The following is a 17,619-nucleotide window of genomic DNA, read 5'->3' as shown; positions in this document are numbered from 1 at the left end:
AAGATTATGTGGTTACAATAGCAGAGAGGATACACCTGTTCCCATTCCGAACACAGAAGTTAAGCTCTCTAGCGCTGATGGTACTTGGTGGGAAACTGCCTGGGAGAGTAGGACGTAGCCACGTAATTTTTTTTATTTTTTGTTAAAAAAAACAAAAAAATTATGTATTTCTTTTTTCATTTTGGGAAAACTAAACACAGGAATTATGGATTAACATAAAAATTTAATTCTTAAGGAGTGATATAAATGAAAAAAGTTGCTTTAGTTTTAGCTATAATCGGTGCACTTAACTGGGGAGCAATTGGTATCCTAGGAACAGATTTAATAGGTAGCATTTTCGGTGGAACATATGAAATGATAAGTAGAATAATATACTTTGTTGTGGGTCTAGCTGGATTGTATTTAATACCAAGTTTAATGTCTGATGACAGGGAATAATTTAATTTTTACTTTTTTATATTAGACACCTCATTCTAAATATTTAGAATGAGGTGTTTTATTTTATAAAAAGATTAATTTGTATCTTTTTTAATGGTAAAATAGATAGGAATCAAAGTTTTCAAATAAGTAGTAATAATAGGGAAAAAGGAGTAATCTATGTTTATAATTAATGAACTAAGTGAGATTGTAAATAAAGAAGTAATATCTTTTCATATGCCTGGACATAAAAAAGGAAAAATATATGAGAAATTAGGATATGTAAATGTATTAGAAAATTTGTATAAAATGGATACGACTGAAATAATAGGGACAGATAATCTACATTCCCCAGAAGGAATTATAAAAGCCTCTCAAGAAAATACTGCAAAGGTATTTAAAAGTGATTATACATATTATTTAGTAAATGGAAGCAGTTGTGGAATACAATCTGCAATAATGTCAGTATGTAATCCTAAGAGTAAAATAATTGTAAATAGAGACTGTCACCAATCTGTTATAAATGGATGTATTTTGGGTGATGTAGATATAAAATATATTCCTTGCGAAATAAGCAAAGATACTAGTATTTTAAAAGGTGTGAATGTAATAAATGTAATTGATATAATAGATAAAAACTTAGATGCAAAAGCAATATTGCTTACATATCCTACATACTATGGAATGACATATGATTTAGAATATATCTGTAATTATGCACATAGCAAAAATATGGTAGTAATAGTAGATGAAGCACATGGTGCACATTTAGGACTTAGTGAGAAACTTCCTAAAACAGCTCTTGAGCAAGGTGCAGATGTAGTTATACAAAGTACTCATAAAACACTTCCATCTTTTACTCAATCATCAATGATACATGTAAAGGAAGATAGAGTTGACTTAAATAAAATTTCAAACATGTTAAGAATTACTGAGTCTTCAAGTCCTTCCTATTTATTATTATCTTCACTGGAATTAGCAGTAGATATATATGAAAATAAAGGGAAAAAATTAATGGAAGAGCTTTTAAATAATATCTACATTTTCAAAAATAATGTTAATGAAAATTTTGAAATATATAGTACAAATGATAAAACAAAAATATTTATATCTGCTAAAAATATAGGATTAACAGGATATGAATTAGAAAATATCTTAAGAAAAAAATATAATATACAGGTAGAGTTATCTAATTATTATGGTGTTCTATTAATCTGTACAATAGGAAATAGTACTCAAGATTTCATTAGTTTAGAAACGGCATTAAATGATATTGTAGTAAAAGAATTTAAATCTACAAAACTAGATAATATAAAATATCCTGTTGATATTCCACAGAAAATATTAACACCTAGAGAAGCATTTTATAAAACTAAAAAAAGTGTTAAAATATATGACAGCATAGGTAAAATATGTGGTGAATCTATAGTACCATATCCACCAGGGATAAATATAATATCTCCTGGCGAAATAATAAGTAAAGAAATAATAGATTATTTAAAGTTTTGTAGTTCTAAAGGTATGGTTATAAGTGGACTTAAAGATATAACTTTAAATTTTATAGAAATAATAGATTTAGAACATATATAAAAAGTAGGATTACTATAAAGAATCTATAGAATATTTATATATAAATTCATTTAAGTAATATACTAAAATAGGTAAAATGTTTAGATGGAGGATATTAAAATGAGAGGTAAGTTAATAATTATAGAGAGTGGTTCAGATGCGAGTGGAAAGGCAACTCAAACAAAAAAATTATATGAAAGACTAAAAAAAGAAGGCTATATGATTAAGAAGGTAGAATATCCAAATTATGAGTCTCAATCATCTGCTTTGGTAAAAATGTATTTGAGAGGGGATTTCGGTAAAAATGCTTCAGATGTAGACCCATATATAGCATCAACTTTTTTTACAGCAGATAGATATGCATCATTTAAAACCGATTGGGAGGAATTTTATAATAAAGGTGGAATAATTATCGCTGATAGATATACAACCTCTAATATGGTGCACCAAGCTTCTAAAATGGACATTGGTGATAGAGAGAAATATCTTAACTGGTTGGCTGATTATGAATTTAATTTATTTAAAATACCTCAACCTGATTGTGTTGTATTTTTAGATGTTCCTATTGAGTTTAGTGAAAAACTTATGGAGAATAGAAAAAACAAAATTACAGGAGAAAAAGAGAAAGATATTCATGAAAGTGATATAGAGTATTTAGAGAAATCTTATAATAATGCTCTATATATAGCTGATAAGTATGATTGGAAGAAAATAAATTGTGTTTCAGATAATAAATTAAGAAGTATTGAAAGTATACATAATGAAGTTTATGAAATAGTTCTTGATTCAATAAAATCTATGGAGAGATAAATATGTATTTTGAAAATATTATAGGACAAGATTTTGCAAAAAAGTATTTAATAAATTCTATAAATAAAAATAAACTTAATAATGCGTATATGTTTGAAGGAATAGATGGAATAGGAAAAAAGAAATTTGCTGATGAGCTATCAAAATTGTTACTTGACTATGTAAATCTAGAAAATAGTCCAGACTATGTACTTATAAATCCAGATGGAAATAGTATAAAAATAGCTCAAATTAGAAACTTACAATCAGATATAGTAGTACGACCTCATAAGGACTATAAAATATATATAATAAATAATGCTGAAAAGATGACTGTAGAAGCTCAAAATGCCCTTTTAAAGACATTAGAGGAGCCTCCAAGTTATGCTATAATAATTTTAGTCACAAATAATAAAGAATCACTATTAGAAACGATAAAATCTAGATGTGACATAATAAAGTTTTCGCCTATACCAATAGCAGATTTAAAAACCTATTTAATAAATAAAGGCATAGAAGAAGAAAGGGCTCAAATATTGGCTACTTTTTCAAGAGGGAGTATTGAAAATGCTTTAGATTTATCTCAGTCGGCTGAGTTTTCAGTAATGAGGGACGATATACAACAATATATCCAAATAATGCTAGATAAAAATATAGTAGAGATTCTAAATATACCAAATAACATGGAGAAATATAGAAATCAGATTATAAGTTTATTGGATATTATGATAAACTATTTTAGAGACATTATCTTATTAAAAGAGAATGTAAATAGAGATATGTTAATAAATATAGATAAACTAGTTTTTATCCAAAATATGAGTGGAAAAATTAGTTATTCTCAATTATCCAAAATTATTGATATAATAGAAGGTACAAAGACTAAAATTAAAAGTAATTGTAATTTCAATATAAGCATACAAGTTATGTCTTTAAATATATACGAGGTGATTAAATGATAAAAATAGTAGGAATTAGGTTTAAAAGTGCGGGGAAAATATATTATTTTGACCCTGTTGATTTTAATATAGAGCAAGATATGGATGTAGTTGTAGAAACTGCAAGAGGTTTAGAGTATGGTAAAGTAGTGGTTGGGCCAAAAGAAATGGACGAGAGCGAATTAGTTTCTCCTTTAAAGCCAATTATAAGAATAGCTACAGAAGAAGATAAGAAAATATATTTAGAAAATAAGGAAAAAGCAAAAGAGACTTTTGAATTATGCCAACAAAAGATAAAAGAACATGAGTTAACAATGTTTTTAATAGATTGCGAATATACATTTGATAGAAATAAATTGATTTTTTACTTTACAGCAGAAGGTAGAATAGATTTTAGAGAATTAGTAAAAGATTTAGCGGCTATATTTAAGACTAGAATAGAACTTAGACAAATCGGTGTTAGAGATGAGGCAAAGTCTATAGGAGGTCTAGGACCTTGTGGTAGAAAGCTTTGCTGTTCTTCTTGGTTAGGTGATTTTCAACCAGTTTCAATAAAAATGGCAAAAGACCAAAGCTTATCTTTAAATCCAACAAAGATATCTGGTATATGTGGAAGACTATTCTGTTGCTTAAAATATGAACATGATGTATATAGTGAAGCAATAGAAAAAATGCCTGTTGTAGGTGCATTAGTGCAATCAGATGATGGAAAAGGAAAAGTTGTAGAGGTGAATCCTCTGTTAGAACAAATCAAAGTGGAGTTCCAAGATAAAACAGTAAAAATATATACGAGAGAAGATATAAAAATACTTAAAGAGCCTAAAAAATGTGAGGGCTGTGGAGGTAAATGCAAGGGTAATGATGGATTAGATGAAGCTACACTAAAGGAGTTAAAGAAATTAGAAGATTAAATTTAAGGTAGGACTTCTCCTACCTTTTTTAAAGCAATTAATGCTTAGAGCTACTAATATTTGAGGAGAGTTATATATGGATATACAATTAAAAGATTCAGAGAGAATCGACGATTTACAATTAAAAGGTCTTAAAATTATACAAGATACTAATGGGTTTTGTTTTGGTATAGACGCTGTTTTATTAGCTAATTTTGCAAAAGTAAAAAAAGATGCTAAAGTTGTTGATTTAGGCACTGGTACAGGAATTATACCAGTTCTAATTGCAGGCAAAAGTGAAGCTAAAAAAATTATTGGTGTAGAAATACAAGATGATGTATATGAAATGGCAACTCGTTCTATAAAATTAAACAATTTGGAAGAAAGAGTTGAGATTATAAATGGAGATATAAAGTCAATAGACAAGGTTTTGGAAGTTAATGGCTATCATGTAGTTACATCAAATCCTCCATATATGCATATTGATGGTATAAAAAATCCAAATGATAAAAAAGCAATATCAAGACATGAAGTAAAGTGTAATCTAGAGGATGTAATAAAGACTGCATCCAGATTAGTTATGCCTAGAGGTAAATTTTTCATGATACATAGACCAACAAGATTGGTTGATATAATAACTTTAGGGAGAAAATACAGATTAGAACCAAAAGTTATTCAGTTTGTTCATCCAAGACCTAAAAAAGCGCCTAATTTAGTTTTGGTTCAATTTGTAAAAGATGGCAGACCAGAGCTTAAGATATTAGACCCACTATATGTCTATGGAGAAGATGGTAATTATACAGAAGAATTAAAATCAATATATAATAATGAAGATATAGGAGAGTTATAGATGAGTGGAAAATTGTACATATGTCCAACACCAATAGGAAATCTAGAGGATATAACGTATAGGACTTTAAGAATATTAAAAGAAGTAGATTTAATTGCAGCAGAAGATACAAGACACAGTATAAAGCTTTTAAATCATTTTGAAATCTCAAAACCTTTGACTAGTTATCATGAGCACAATAAAGATTCAAAAGGCGATTATTTAATCAATAAATTAATTGATGGAGAAAACATAGCTTTGATAAGTGATGCAGGTATGCCTGGTATATCTGACCCAGGAGAAGAAATAATAAGACAGGCTATACAAAATAATATAGGAATAGAAGTGTTACCAGGAGCAACAGCATTTGTAACAGCTTTGGTTGGTTCTGGTATGGATACACATAAATTTGTTTTTGAAGGTTTTTTGGATAGGGATAAAAAAGTTAGAAGAGAGCAACTAGAAGAAATAAAAGAGGAGAGCAGAACTATAATTTTTTATGAATCACCACATAGATTGAAGGATACACTAAAAGATATGCTTAAAGTTCTTGGAAATAGAAAAATTTCTGTAAATAGAGAGCTCACAAAAAAATATCAAGAGATAATAAGAGAAGATATAGAAACTGTCATAAAAATATTTGAGGAAAAGGAAGTAAGAGGAGAGTTTGTATTAATAGTAGAAGGTTTTTATGGTGAAAAATCAGAAAAAAGAGATTATGATGGTCTTACAGATAGAGAATATGTTTTAAAGTTAATTGAAAGTGGTATGAACAAAAAAGATGCAATAAAAATAGTTTGTAAAGATAGAAAATTAAAAAAGGATGTTGTTTATAAACAAGTTCTGGATTTATAAAACCTGAATCTGAGGTGATTTTATGGAAATAGGAAAAATTATAATAGAGAGTTTAAAAAGGAAAGATACACATAAAACGTTTATAGAGTTGGATAAAAAGAATGAACTAGAAAAAGTAATCCCTAAAGTAAAAGCAATGAAATCTGTAGGAGAATGTAAATATCATGTTGTTAACTGCTTTGAACATTCTATAAATGCATTAAAAGAATTAGAAGTAGTGCTAAATGACAAAGAATTTTTTCCAAATCATTTGAGAGAGCATGTGTCAAATTATTTGAATTTATATATTGAGGATGAAATAAATAAGTCACAAGCACTAAAGTTAGGAATATTTTTACATGATATAGGAAAGCCAGATAGTTTAACTTTAGATGAAACAGGTAGAGTTCATTTTACAAATCATGAAAAAATAGGTGCACAAATAGTAAATAATATGGGTACAAATTTAGAATTATCAACACAGACATATAAACTTATAAGTAAATATGTAAGATATCATATGATACTTTTATCTTTATATAAGAAAAATGATTTGAGTAAAAAAGAGTTAGCTAATGTATTTAATTTAGTAGACGAAGACACTATAGGTATAATATTACTTGGATATGCAGATATAGTATCTACTATAAAACTATTAGACAAGAACGAAGAAGTAGGAGTATTAAAGACCTATATGGAATATATTCTAACAAATTACTTATATAAGAGTAATTATACAAATGCATAAAGTTATTTAATATAATTTAAGGTTTAGACAGTTAATTTAAATTTAAAATATACAAACTTCAAAAACCTAAAAGAAGTTGTCTTTAATAAAAGACAACTTTTTTTACATCAAAACTTAAAATTTTATTAGAAATATCTAGTGGTGTATTAGCGAATAAGCCATTGATGTTCAATTTATCTTACAATATTGATTTTGCTTGTATCGGTGTTGATAATATAACAGAGGTCTTGGTAGAACCTATTTTCTTTATAGTATCAATCACGTTTTCTAATTCATACATATCTTTTACAATAACTTTTAAAAGTAAGCAATCATCACCTGTTATGTGGTGACATTCTACAATTCTAGGGTCATTTCCAGCAGACTCAATGAATTCTGTATATCCATTACTTGGAAGAGATATGTGAATAAACGCTTTTATAACTCTACCTAATGAATCTGGATTAACAATTGCTTTATATCCTTCTATAACACCAGATTCTTCTAATCTCTTGACTCTTTCTGAAACTGCAGGAGAAGTTAAACCAACTATTTTTCCTAAGTCCTTCATAGAAATTCTCCCATCATCCTGTAAAATTTCTATGATTCTGTAATCTGTAACATCCATAAATAAACAGTCCCCCTTAAATAAAAATAATTAATGCCTATAAAACTTTTTTAGAATCTATCATTTTTGTTTTTAAATACCAAAGATCTCTAGATAAATCAACCTTGTAAATGTGTGGATTCGAAAGTCTTTTGTATTGTTCCCAGATAGTACTTAATTCATATTGTACATGATTTCTTATTTCAAGAACAGCTTTTTTATTATATTTACATACACCTTTCATGTACAATGGCTTAAGAAGTTCTTTAACTTTGTAATTTGTAAAGACCTTTGTTTTCCAAGTATAAGTAGGATGGAAGATTTCTAAAGGTTTAGATTCATCTATAATTTCATCATGTAACATAATTAAATCTGCTTCTGCTTTATTGTCTTCGTTATATATTCTTATAACTTTCTTGTAACCAGGATTATTTATTTTTTCTGGATTCTCAGAAATTTTTATCTTAGGTTCAAGAGTACCTTCTTTACAAGATGCAGCTAATTTGTAAACGCCTCCAAGAGAAGGTGAATCGAAAGAAGTAATAAGCTTTGTACCTACTCCCCATGAATTTATAGTAGCTCCTTCTGCCTTAAGTGATGCTATAGTATATTCATCAAGGTCATTAGATGCAGTTATACTAATATCTGAAAAACCAGCACTATCTAGTTGTTTCTTTGCTTCTTTAGATAGATAAGCTAAGTCTCCAGAATCTAGTCTTATACCCATAGGTTTGTATCCTTTTTCAGAAATATTTTTGAAGACTTTTATTGCATTAGGTACACCACTATTTAATACATCATAAGTATCCACAAGTAGTAGGCATTTATCTGGATAAACATCAGCATATGCTTGGAATGCTTCAAGCTCAGTATCAAATTTTTGTACCCAACTATGAGCGTGAGTACCAATTATAGGAACATCAAACATCTTTCCAGCTAATACGTTTGCAGTTCCAGAACAGCCACCAATTACAGCAGCTCTAGCACCGTATATGCCCGCATCTGGACCTTGTGCACGACGTAATCCAAATTCAAGTACAGTGTCTCCTTGAGCTGCAAAGCAAACTCTAGATGCTTTCGTAGCAATAAGAGATTGAAAATTAACTATTGTCAACAATGCTGTTTCAATAAGTTGAGCTTGATACAGGGGTGCTTTAACAGTAATCAATGGCTCATTAGGAAACATTATAGTCCCTTCTTCAACAGCATAAATATCTCCTGTAAACTTAAACTCTTTCAAAAACTTTAAAAACTTATCAGAAAATAAATTTAAGCTTTTTAAGTACTCCAAATCTTCATCTGAAAAATGAAGGTTATCTATGTATTCAACAACCTGATCAATACCACAAACTATAGTATACCCTCCATCACAAGCGTTTTTTCTAAAAAACATATCGAATACAACAATGTCTTCGTGAATATTTTTTTCAAAATAGCCATTTAACATAGTAAGCTGATATAAATCAGTAAGAAGTGTTAGATTTCTCATTATTTCTCTCCTTAATTATTATTAAATATTAAAAATTATAAAAACTCCCACACTTATACTAAAACATAATATAGTACAACTTTCAAGTATAAAGTATTACCTAACTATCATAAAATTATTTAAAGAGGAGGTTGATTATAATAGGAAAAATATGGTTTTACATGGTATCAATAGGAATAATAGGAAGTTTGATTTCTAAAAATATGGGAGAATTAAATAAAGTTATATTGAGTGAAACATCAAAAGGTATAGAATTTGCAATAAGTCTAGCTGGCATTATGGCACTCTGGATGGGTATAATGAATATTGCAAAAGAGTCGGGCTTGATTGAAAAAATAGGTCAGAAATTAAATCCTATAATGAGAAGATTGTTTCCTTCTATTCCAAAAGGTCACAAAGCAATGTCTTATATAGTTATGAATATTGCCTTGAACATGTTGGGTGCTGGGAATGGTGCAACAGCATTTGGTTTAAAAGCAATGAGTGAGCTTCAGACCCTAAACAACAAAAAAGATACAGCTACTAATGATATGATTATGTTTATGGTAATAAACATATCATCTATACAGATAATTCCATTTACTATAATTAAATTAAGAATGGATATGGGAGCTCAAAACCCAAGTGAAATAATTTTTACAACTTTATTTGCAACCATAATATCTACAGCAATAGCAATAATAACATGTAAACTTTTTCAAAGAAGATATAGATAAAGGGGATGTAGATGTATGGAAGTATTTTCAAACTTACTTATACCAGTAATAATTTTGTACATAGTAGTTTATGGTAAATATAAAAAAATAGATGTATATGATAGTTTTGTAAAAGGAGCAATTGATGGTTTAAAGGCTGCATGGGATATTTTACCTTATATAATAGGTATATTTTTAGCAATAGGAATATTTAAAACTGGCAAAGGTCTTGATATGTTAGAATGGCTATTTACACCAATAGCAAATATGATGAGTATACCAAAAGAATTAATAGGTTTAATAAGTGTAAAACCTTTATCTGGAAGTGGTGCTTTGGGAATGTATAGCGAACTTGCAAATAGAGTTGGAATAGGCAGTTTAGTAGAAAAAATGGGAGCTACAATTGTAGGTTCTTCTGAGACTATTTTTTATACAATGGCAATCTATTATGGGAGTTTAAAGATAAAAAATACTAGACATACATTATCATGCGCTATGATTAGTCATGTTGCAGGAGTTATAGCAGCAGTTTTTATTTGCTATGTAATATTTGTATAATTTGTTGACAATGTGGGAAAAATTTTATAATATAGTGATTATATAGAAATAAATTGTAATATGAATTATAAGCTATGAAAAGAAGAGTAGATAAGGATTTTTTCTATCAGAGAGCTAGGTTAGGTGAAAGCTAGTGTAAAAAGATTTATTGAAGATGGTCTTGGAGCTTTTTATCTGAGCATATATGCTAGGGTAAAACGGTTGGGCACGTTATAGTCTGTTAAGATATCTATAAAGTTAATTTCTACATTTCATGTGAAACATAATCGTTATAGATGAATTAGGGTGGTACCGTGAATAATCTCGCCCCTATGATAAATCATAGGAGGCGATTTTTTATTATTTTAAATGAAATATTTATATGACTACGAACGATAAAAAATTAGGAGGTAAATAATATGAGCAAACCGAGTTTTTATGTAACAACACCAATATACTATCCAAGTGGAGGATTACACATAGGTCATACTTACTCAACAGTAGCTGCAGATACAATAGCTAGATTTAAACGTTTCTGTGGATATGATGTAAAGTTTTTGACAGGAACAGATGAACATGGTGAAAAGATACAAAAGAAAGCGATAGAACAAGGAATGTCAGAAATAGAATACCTTGACGGAATGATAAAAGATATAAAGGCATTATGGAATACTATGGATATATCTTATGACGATTTTATAAGAACAACAGAAAAAAGACATACAGATATAATACAAAAAATATTTACTAAATTATATGAACAAGGTGATATATACAAAGGGGAATATGAAGGTAGATACTGTACTCCTTGTGAGAGTTTTTGGACAGAATCACAGTTATTAGAAGGAAACAAATGTCCTGATTGTGGAAGAGAAACATACTTAGTAAAAGAAGAATCTTATTTCTTTAGACTATCTAAATATGAAGATAGATTAAAAGAGTTATTTAAAGACGATAGTTTCTGTTTCCCAGCTGCTAGAAAAAATGAAATGGTGGCAAATTTCTTAGATAAAGGGCTAGAAGATTTAAGTGTAACAAGAACAACTTTTGACTGGGGAATAAAAGTTCCTTTTGATGAAAAGCATGTAATTTATGTATGGGTGGATGCTCTATGTAACTATATAACAGCATTAGGATATATGACAGATAATGATGAAGAATTTAAAAAATATTGGCCTGCAAATGTTCAAATAGTAGGTAAAGAAATAGTGAGATTCCATACAATAATATGGCCAGCACTTTTAATGGCTTTAGGTTTAGAAGTTCCAAAACAAGTATTTGGTCATGGATGGATATTGTTTGCTGATGATAAAATGAGTAAATCAAAAGGTAATGTTGTTTATCCAGAGCCTATAATAGAAAGATATGGAATAGATACTCTTAAATACTTCTTATTAAGAGAGTTTGCATTTGGTCAAGATGGAAGTTATACTCATAGAAATTTTGTAACAAGAATAAATTATGACTTAGCAAATGATTTAGGAAACTTAGTAAGTAGAACTGTAGCAATGGTTGAAAAATACAACGGTGGTATAATACCAACAGTAAAAACTTCAACTGATTTTGATGCTGATTTAAAAGAGCAAGCTGTATCAACTAGAGAAAATTTTGAGGCTGAAATGGATAAAATGCAATTCCATGAAGCATTAGAGAGTGTATGGAAACTAGTTAGAAGAACTAATAAATATATAGATGAGACTATGCCTTGGGTTCTTGCTAAAGATGAAACTAAAAAAGATGAATTAGATACAGTTTTATATAATTTATGTGAATCTATAAGAATAATTGCAACACTAATAAATCCTATAATGAATGAAACTGCTAATAAAATATATGCACATATAGGAATAAAAGGTCAAGATGATATAACTACATGGGAAAGCACAAAGACATTTGGTCTTATTGGAGAAAATGTAAAAGTGTTTAAAGGTGAATCTTTATTCCCAAGATTAGATGTAGAAAAAGAAATAGAAGAATTAACTAAAATGTTTTCTGGGAAACCTCCAGTAGAAGAAAAAACTTTAGAGCATAAAGAAGAAATTACTATTGATGATTTGGATAAAATAGAGCTTAGAGTAGGAAAAATAATAAGCTGTGAAAAGCATCCAAAAGCAAATAAATTATTAGTATCACAAGTTAAAATTGGACCAGAAACAAGACAAATAGTATCTGGAATAGCTGAATACTATAAACCAGAAGATTTAGTTGGTAAAGAGGTTACAGTGGTATGTAACTTAAAACCAGTTAAGTTAAGAGGTGTAGAATCTCAAGGTATGATATTAGCAGCAGGAGATGATGGTGACCCTTATGTTCTACCATTTACACAAGGTGCTAAGGATGGATGCGAGGTTCGCTAATAGGCAATTAAATAGTAAGGAGATAAAAAATGTTATTTGACTCACATGCACATTTAAATGATGAAAGTTTTGATGAAGATAGAGATGAACTTATTAGTTCATTAAAAGAAAAAGGTGTAGAGTTGGTTGTAAATCCAGGAGCAGATATAGAAACGTCTATAACAGCAATTGAACTATCAAAAAAATATGACTTTATATATTCAGCAGTTGGAGTACATCCACATGATGTATCAAAACTAGATGATACAGCAATAGACACTCTAAGAAGACTTGCAACTGAAAATGAAAAGGTTGTGGCTATAGGAGAGATTGGGTTAGATTATTATTATGATTATTCTCCAAGAGAAGAGCAAAAAGAGTGGTTTAAGAAACAAATTGAGCTAGCTAATGAGTTAAAGCTTCCAATAATAATACATGATAGAGATGCACATGGGGATACTTTTGAGATAATAAAAAACACTAAGAGTCCTGAAATAGGTTGTGTGCTTCATTGTTATAGTGGTAATGTGGAATTAGCTAGAGAGTATGTTAAAATGGGATGTTATATATCAATTCCAGGAACAGTTACTTTTAAAAACAATAAAAAAACTAGAGAAGTTGTAAGAGAGATACCTCTAGAAAGACTGTTTATAGAAACGGATTCACCATATATGTCACCAGAACCACATAGAGGAAAGAGAAATAATCCTTCTCAAGTAGCTTTTGTTGCAGATAAGATATCTCAAGAAAAAGGAATATCTTATGAGGAAGTGTGTAAAGTTACTAAAGAGAATGCGAAGAAGTTTTTTAATATAAAATAGGTAAATTAAAAATAAAATTTACAATTATTACAATTATATAAAAATAATAGTTATAAATATAGAGAAAGTATACTATTCAATTTGAGTGGTATGCTTTTTTTATTTGTAATATTATAATTTTTTAGTAGTCTTACAATATATTTCTTAACATTGTTAAAAAAGAATTTACAAGATATTCATTAGAATTAACTCAAACGTAATATCTATTTAACTTAGATTGTATATTATATTCTTAGAAATAAGTAAATAGAGGAAAGATTAAGGAGGCAAAATCTTGCATACAGTTGATAGTACTAAGATATTGATAAATATGAACTATGAGAAATTGGAGCAAATATATTTAATGATAAAAAATACATCAAGCATTTCTATAATTAAAGGCCCTAGCTTAGCTACAGTGATGGTAAGAGCTAACGAAAGTGTAAAAAATACTACATTTAATTTAGGAGAAATATTAGTTACAGAGTGTAGTGTTAAGGTAGATGAAAGCTTAGGTTATGGTATAGTTGCAGAAAATAATGAAAAAAAAGCTATTTGTCTGGCAACTATAGATGCAGTTTTACATAGCAATAATAATAAATTTGATGAATTAAAGAATTACATAAATAAAAGTATCTATGAAGAAAGCTTAAGATATGAGCAAGAACTTATTAATGAATTTAGTTTAATTAATAAAACAAAAGTCCAATTCAATACTATGGATTAAGTAGGAGGAGAATCATGGTAAGTTACATGCAAGAAATATATAGAAAGTTGCTAGATAGTGCTTCATTTCCTGGGAAATTAAATAACATCAATAATATAACTATAGAAAATAATACAAAATTATCAAATGGAGCAATTGGTATAGCAATTACTTTATTAGACCAAGAAGTTACCTTCTATATAGAAAACTGTACTAAAGAAGATATAAAAAATATAAGAGCACTGACAATGTCAAGCCAAGTAAATTACAATAAATCAGACTACCTGTTTTTAGATATTAATTCAGAATTAGATATACTACAAATTAAAATAGGTTCTTTTGAATATCCTGATGAAAGTACAACTATAATACATCAAGTAAACGAACTATCAACAGATTATAAAGATAAATTCATAAGACTTTATTTAAGTGGTTCTGGTATAAAATCTAAAAAGAATTTATATATAGATGGAATTAAACAAGAATTCTTAGAAAAATTACTTATGATAAATAAAGACTATCCTACAGGGGCAGATTTGATTTTAATAGATACCAAAGGAGAAGTTGCATTTATACCAAGGTCATCAAAATTAAGTTGGGAGGTATTATAATAATGGCTTATGTGGCAGTTAAAGGTGGAGAAGAAGCTATATTACAGGCTAGAAATATACTTGAATTTTATAGAATAAAAGGAGAAAGCCTACCAATAGATGTAAAACAAATTAAAGAGCAAATGTCTTATGCTGTGGATAAAGTGATTTCTGAGGGAAGTCTATACAACAAGGAATTATCTGCATTAGCTATAAAACAGGCTCAAGGTGATATATTAGAAGCATCCTTCTATATAAGAGCATTAAGGTCAACAATGCCTAGAGTAACTTATTCAGAACCTATAAATACAGAACAAATGAGAATAGGTAGAAGAATCTCAGCTACATTTAAAGATATACCAGGAGGGCAGTATCTTGGAGCAACTAGAGATTATGAAAATAGAATACTAAATATAGAGTTGATTAAAGAAGATGAAGAAAAAAATAGAGATTTTAAAGCTAACTATATAAATGACTTAGAACGAGTGAATGAAATACCTAAATTCACAAAGGTATCTAATATATTTAGAAACGAGAATTTGTTGGAAGAGGATACTTATGAAGATAAATTAGAAGAAGAAGTAATAGATGATATTACAAGAAATAGTCTAAGATTTCCAGTTTCTAGGTCAGCAAAATTGCAGGCACTTACTAGAGGTGAAAGTGGAGCAGTATCAGGGTTTGCTTATTCTATTGTAAGAGGTTTTGGTGATGAGCATCCATATATAAGTGAGCTTAGAACAGGAGATGTATATATAAAAATAAAACATCCTATTTATGAAGATGAGCAAATAACAATAGGAGAAATGTTGGTTACTGAGTGTGAAATAGTATCAAAAGCATCACAAAATAAGTCTGAAAATTCTAAAAATAAATCGGGAGATATAAATAAAATGTCTTTAGGATATGGTCTTTGTATGGGAAATAATGAAAATAAGGCTATATCTATGGCTATACTAGATAAATCTTTGGAACCAAATAGTGAAAAATTAGCCCAAGATGAAGAATTTGTATTACTTCATATAGATGGTATAGATTCATTAGGGTTTATATCTCACTTTAAGCTTCCTCACTATGTAGATTTTAAAGCAGATGTAGAAAGAATAAAATAGGATATGGAGGGAAATTAAGTGATATATAACTATGGTTTTTTAGATGAAAATACAAAAAAAGAAATCCGAAGAAAAATACTAAAAGCAGTATCAATACCTGGTTATCAAGTACCTTTTGGTTCAAGAGAATTACCTATTGCCAAAGGATGGGGGACTGGAGGACTACAATTAACACTATCATTGCTTGGTGAAAGTGATGTAGTAAAAGTGATTGACCAGGGTAGTGACGATTCTACAAATGCTTGTAATATAAGAAATTTTATTTCAAGTGTAAGTAATGTAGAAACTACAAAAGATACATTAAAAGCTACATTGATTCAAACAAGACATAGAATACCAGAAGAAAAATTAAAGTCTAATCAAATAATGATATTCCAAGTGCCAATACCAGAGACACTTAGAATAGTAGAACCTAGTGAAGTAGAGACAAGGAGGATGCATTCAGAAGAAGATTATAGCAGGATGTGGGTATATCTGTATGAAGATATAGTTAAATTTGATGATATATCAATAGCAGCAGAGTATCCATGTAAAGTAAATGATAGATATTTAATGAATCCATCACCAATACCAAGATTTGATATAAAGAAATTAAATATGTCAGATAACTTATTTTTATTTGGTGCAGGTAGAGAAAAGAGAATATACGCCATACCTCCATACACAAAGGTAGAACCCTTAGAATTTGATGACTATAAATTTGAAGAGGAAAAATTTGAAGGAAAACATTGTAGTTTATGTAAAAGTTCAAACACATTTTTAGATGAAGTATATGACAGTGATACTAATGAAAAGTACTATAGTTGTTCTGATACAAGTTATTGTGAAAAAGTTAGGTTAAGAAATGATGGCGTAGATGTGGCAATTGGAGGTGCTTGGAATGAGTAGTGCAAAACTAGGAGAAGACAAAAAAATAGAAAATATAGATAAACGAGTATTAATAGGAAAACATATCAATCTTATTTATGGAGAGGGATGTGAAAAGTGTTTTGAGAGTACAGGATATGAAAGTAATAATATATGTAAATATTGTGGTTCTATAGTTGCATGTAATAATGTAAATCTTGAACTTTATGAAGGAGAAGTTCTTGGTATTGTTGGAGAATCTGGCTCAGGAAAAAGTACATTGTTAAAGATTTTGTTTTTTCAAGAAAATGCAAATAGTGGAGAAGTGTACATATCAAATTATAACGAGTTCGAAAATATATTAGAACTCTCAGACCAAAAAAAGAGGTACATAAAGAATCATTTTATGGGTATTGTATATCAAAATCCCCATCTTGGTTTAAATTTGAATTTTAGTAGTGGTGGAAATATAGCAGAGAAATTATTAATGGCAAATATATATAATGTTGAGAAAATAAGAGATAGAGCTAAAGAACTTCTAGTAAAGACTAATATACCTGTAGAGAGAATAGACCATAAACCAAAATATTTTAGTGGAGGAATGCAACAAAGAGTTCAGATAGCAAAAGCACTTTCTAATAATCCTCCAATACTTTTATTAGATGAAGTTACAACAGGACTGGATGTTTCTGTACAAGCTGAGGTATTAGATTTAATAAGGGAAATACAAAGAGAACTTAAAATTTCTATGATAGTAGTATCTCATGACTTTGATGTTATAAAAATGCTTGCTGATAGGACAATTGTGATGAAAAATGGAAGTGTAATTGAATCTGGTTTAACAGACCAGATAATGGAAGACCCACAGCATCCATATACTCAGCAACTTATAAATTCACTACTATAAA

At 28.9% G+C, this 17,619-nt stretch carries 19 protein-coding genes, 1 rRNA gene and 1 other annotated feature; of the genes, 18 read left to right on the top strand and 2 right to left on the bottom strand.

All coding sequences use genetic code 11. The annotated features are described in order from the left end of the window. Positions 1–7: 7 nt before the first annotated feature. From rrf to KGF45_RS15875, 9 genes are all read left to right on the top strand, one after another. Positions 8–124: ribosomal RNA gene (rrf, locus tag KGF45_RS15915) — 5S ribosomal RNA — on the top strand. Positions 125–246: 122 nt separating this feature from the next. Next, positions 247–438, top strand: a complete 192-nt coding sequence (locus KGF45_RS15910) for a DUF378 domain-containing protein (protein WP_227436395.1) — start codon at positions 247–249, stop codon at positions 436–438. Between the two features lie 159 nt (positions 439–597). Continuing rightward, positions 598–2,007, top strand: coding sequence for an aminotransferase class I/II-fold pyridoxal phosphate-dependent enzyme (locus KGF45_RS15905; RefSeq protein WP_227842879.1), 1,410 nt, complete (start codon positions 598–600; stop codon positions 2,005–2,007). Between the two features lie 99 nt (positions 2,008–2,106). Continuing rightward, positions 2,107–2,796 (top strand): dTMP kinase, encoded by a 690-nt coding sequence (locus KGF45_RS15900; RefSeq protein WP_227829140.1) that lies wholly within the window; start codon positions 2,107–2,109, stop codon positions 2,794–2,796. A gap of 2 nt (positions 2,797–2,798) precedes the next feature. Continuing rightward, positions 2,799–3,734, top strand: coding sequence for an ATP-binding protein (locus tag KGF45_RS15895; RefSeq protein WP_227436388.1), 936 nt, complete (start codon positions 2,799–2,801; stop codon positions 3,732–3,734). Continuing rightward, a complete protein-coding gene (locus tag KGF45_RS15890; RefSeq protein ID WP_227436386.1) occupies positions 3,731–4,624 on the top strand; it encodes a stage 0 sporulation family protein in 894 nt (297 codons plus the stop codon). Before KGF45_RS15895 ends, KGF45_RS15890 begins: the two co-directional genes overlap by 4 nt. Positions 4,625–4,700: 76 nt before the next feature. After that, positions 4,701–5,453 (top strand): tRNA1(Val) (adenine(37)-N6)-methyltransferase, encoded by a 753-nt coding sequence (locus KGF45_RS15885; RefSeq protein ID WP_227829139.1) that lies wholly within the window; start codon positions 4,701–4,703, stop codon positions 5,451–5,453. Further along, positions 5,454–6,287: a 16S rRNA (cytidine(1402)-2'-O)-methyltransferase gene (rsmI, locus tag KGF45_RS15880; protein ID WP_227829138.1), complete on the top strand. Its 834-nt coding sequence runs from the start codon at positions 5,454–5,456 to the stop codon at positions 6,285–6,287. A 22-nt stretch (positions 6,288–6,309) separates the two neighbouring features. Then, positions 6,310–7,014: an HDIG domain-containing metalloprotein gene (locus tag KGF45_RS15875; RefSeq protein ID WP_227838991.1), complete on the top strand. Its 705-nt coding sequence runs from the start codon at positions 6,310–6,312 to the stop codon at positions 7,012–7,014. A gap of 178 nt (positions 7,015–7,192) precedes the next feature. On the opposite strand, the gene KGF45_RS15870 is transcribed toward KGF45_RS15875, so the two are convergent. Both KGF45_RS15870 and KGF45_RS15865 read right to left on the bottom strand, forming a co-directional pair. After that, positions 7,193–7,621, bottom strand: coding sequence for an Lrp/AsnC family transcriptional regulator (locus KGF45_RS15870; RefSeq protein ID WP_227829136.1), 429 nt, complete (start codon positions 7,619–7,621; stop codon positions 7,193–7,195). A gap of 37 nt (positions 7,622–7,658) precedes the next feature. Then, positions 7,659–9,089, bottom strand: coding sequence for a nicotinate phosphoribosyltransferase (locus KGF45_RS15865; protein WP_227829135.1), 1,431 nt, complete (start codon positions 9,087–9,089; stop codon positions 7,659–7,661). 131 nt (positions 9,090–9,220) lie between these two features. Here KGF45_RS15865 and KGF45_RS15860 point away from each other — a divergent pair, with 131 nt between their 5' ends. The 9 genes from KGF45_RS15860 to KGF45_RS15820 all read left to right on the top strand — a co-directional run bounded on the left by KGF45_RS15860 (position 9,221) and on the right by KGF45_RS15820 (position 17,618). Further along, on the top strand, positions 9,221–9,805 hold the full coding sequence (locus KGF45_RS15860; protein WP_227829134.1) for a nucleoside recognition domain-containing protein: 585 nt from the start codon (positions 9,221–9,223) through the stop codon (positions 9,803–9,805). Positions 9,806–9,820: 15 nt separating this feature from the next. Continuing rightward, positions 9,821–10,342, top strand: coding sequence for a nucleoside recognition domain-containing protein (locus tag KGF45_RS15855; RefSeq protein WP_227829133.1), 522 nt, complete (start codon positions 9,821–9,823; stop codon positions 10,340–10,342). A 65-nt stretch (positions 10,343–10,407) separates the two neighbouring features. Beyond that, positions 10,408–10,656, top strand: a binding site (T-box leader). Positions 10,657–10,740: 84 nt separating this feature from the next. Continuing rightward, the gene (gene metG / locus KGF45_RS15850) at positions 10,741–12,678 is read left to right on the top strand and encodes a methionine--tRNA ligase (protein WP_227829132.1); all 1,938 of its coding nucleotides are present in this window, start codon (positions 10,741–10,743) and stop codon (positions 12,676–12,678) included. Positions 12,679–12,707: 29 nt separating this feature from the next. After that, positions 12,708–13,478 (top strand): TatD family hydrolase, encoded by a 771-nt coding sequence (locus KGF45_RS15845; protein WP_227829131.1) that lies wholly within the window; start codon positions 12,708–12,710, stop codon positions 13,476–13,478. A 274-nt stretch (positions 13,479–13,752) separates the two neighbouring features. Beyond that, entirely contained in the window at positions 13,753–14,184 is a 432-nt protein-coding gene (phnG, locus tag KGF45_RS15840; protein WP_227829130.1) for a phosphonate C-P lyase system protein PhnG, read from the top strand. 14 nt (positions 14,185–14,198) lie between these two features. Further along, on the top strand, positions 14,199–14,774 hold the full coding sequence (gene phnH, locus KGF45_RS15835; protein WP_227842878.1) for a phosphonate C-P lyase system protein PhnH: 576 nt from the start codon (positions 14,199–14,201) through the stop codon (positions 14,772–14,774). A gap of 2 nt (positions 14,775–14,776) precedes the next feature. Then, the gene (locus KGF45_RS15830) at positions 14,777–15,865 is read left to right on the top strand and encodes a carbon-phosphorus lyase complex subunit PhnI (protein WP_227842877.1); all 1,089 of its coding nucleotides are present in this window, start codon (positions 14,777–14,779) and stop codon (positions 15,863–15,865) included. A gap of 18 nt (positions 15,866–15,883) precedes the next feature. After that, positions 15,884–16,753: an alpha-D-ribose 1-methylphosphonate 5-phosphate C-P-lyase PhnJ gene (locus KGF45_RS15825; RefSeq protein WP_227829127.1), complete on the top strand. Its 870-nt coding sequence runs from the start codon at positions 15,884–15,886 to the stop codon at positions 16,751–16,753. Continuing rightward, positions 16,746–17,618, top strand: coding sequence for an ATP-binding cassette domain-containing protein (locus KGF45_RS15820; RefSeq protein ID WP_227829126.1), 873 nt, complete (start codon positions 16,746–16,748; stop codon positions 17,616–17,618). Before KGF45_RS15825 ends, KGF45_RS15820 begins: the two co-directional genes overlap by 8 nt. Position 17,619: the final 1 nt, after the last annotated feature.

The sequence above is a fragment of the Clostridioides sp. ZZV14-6154 genome, assembly GCF_020657785.1.
Lineage (GTDB): Bacteria > Bacillota > Clostridia > Peptostreptococcales > Peptostreptococcaceae > Clostridioides.
Note: the sequence above shows the minus strand (reverse complement) of the source record. Positions and strands in the feature narration are given on the sequence as shown.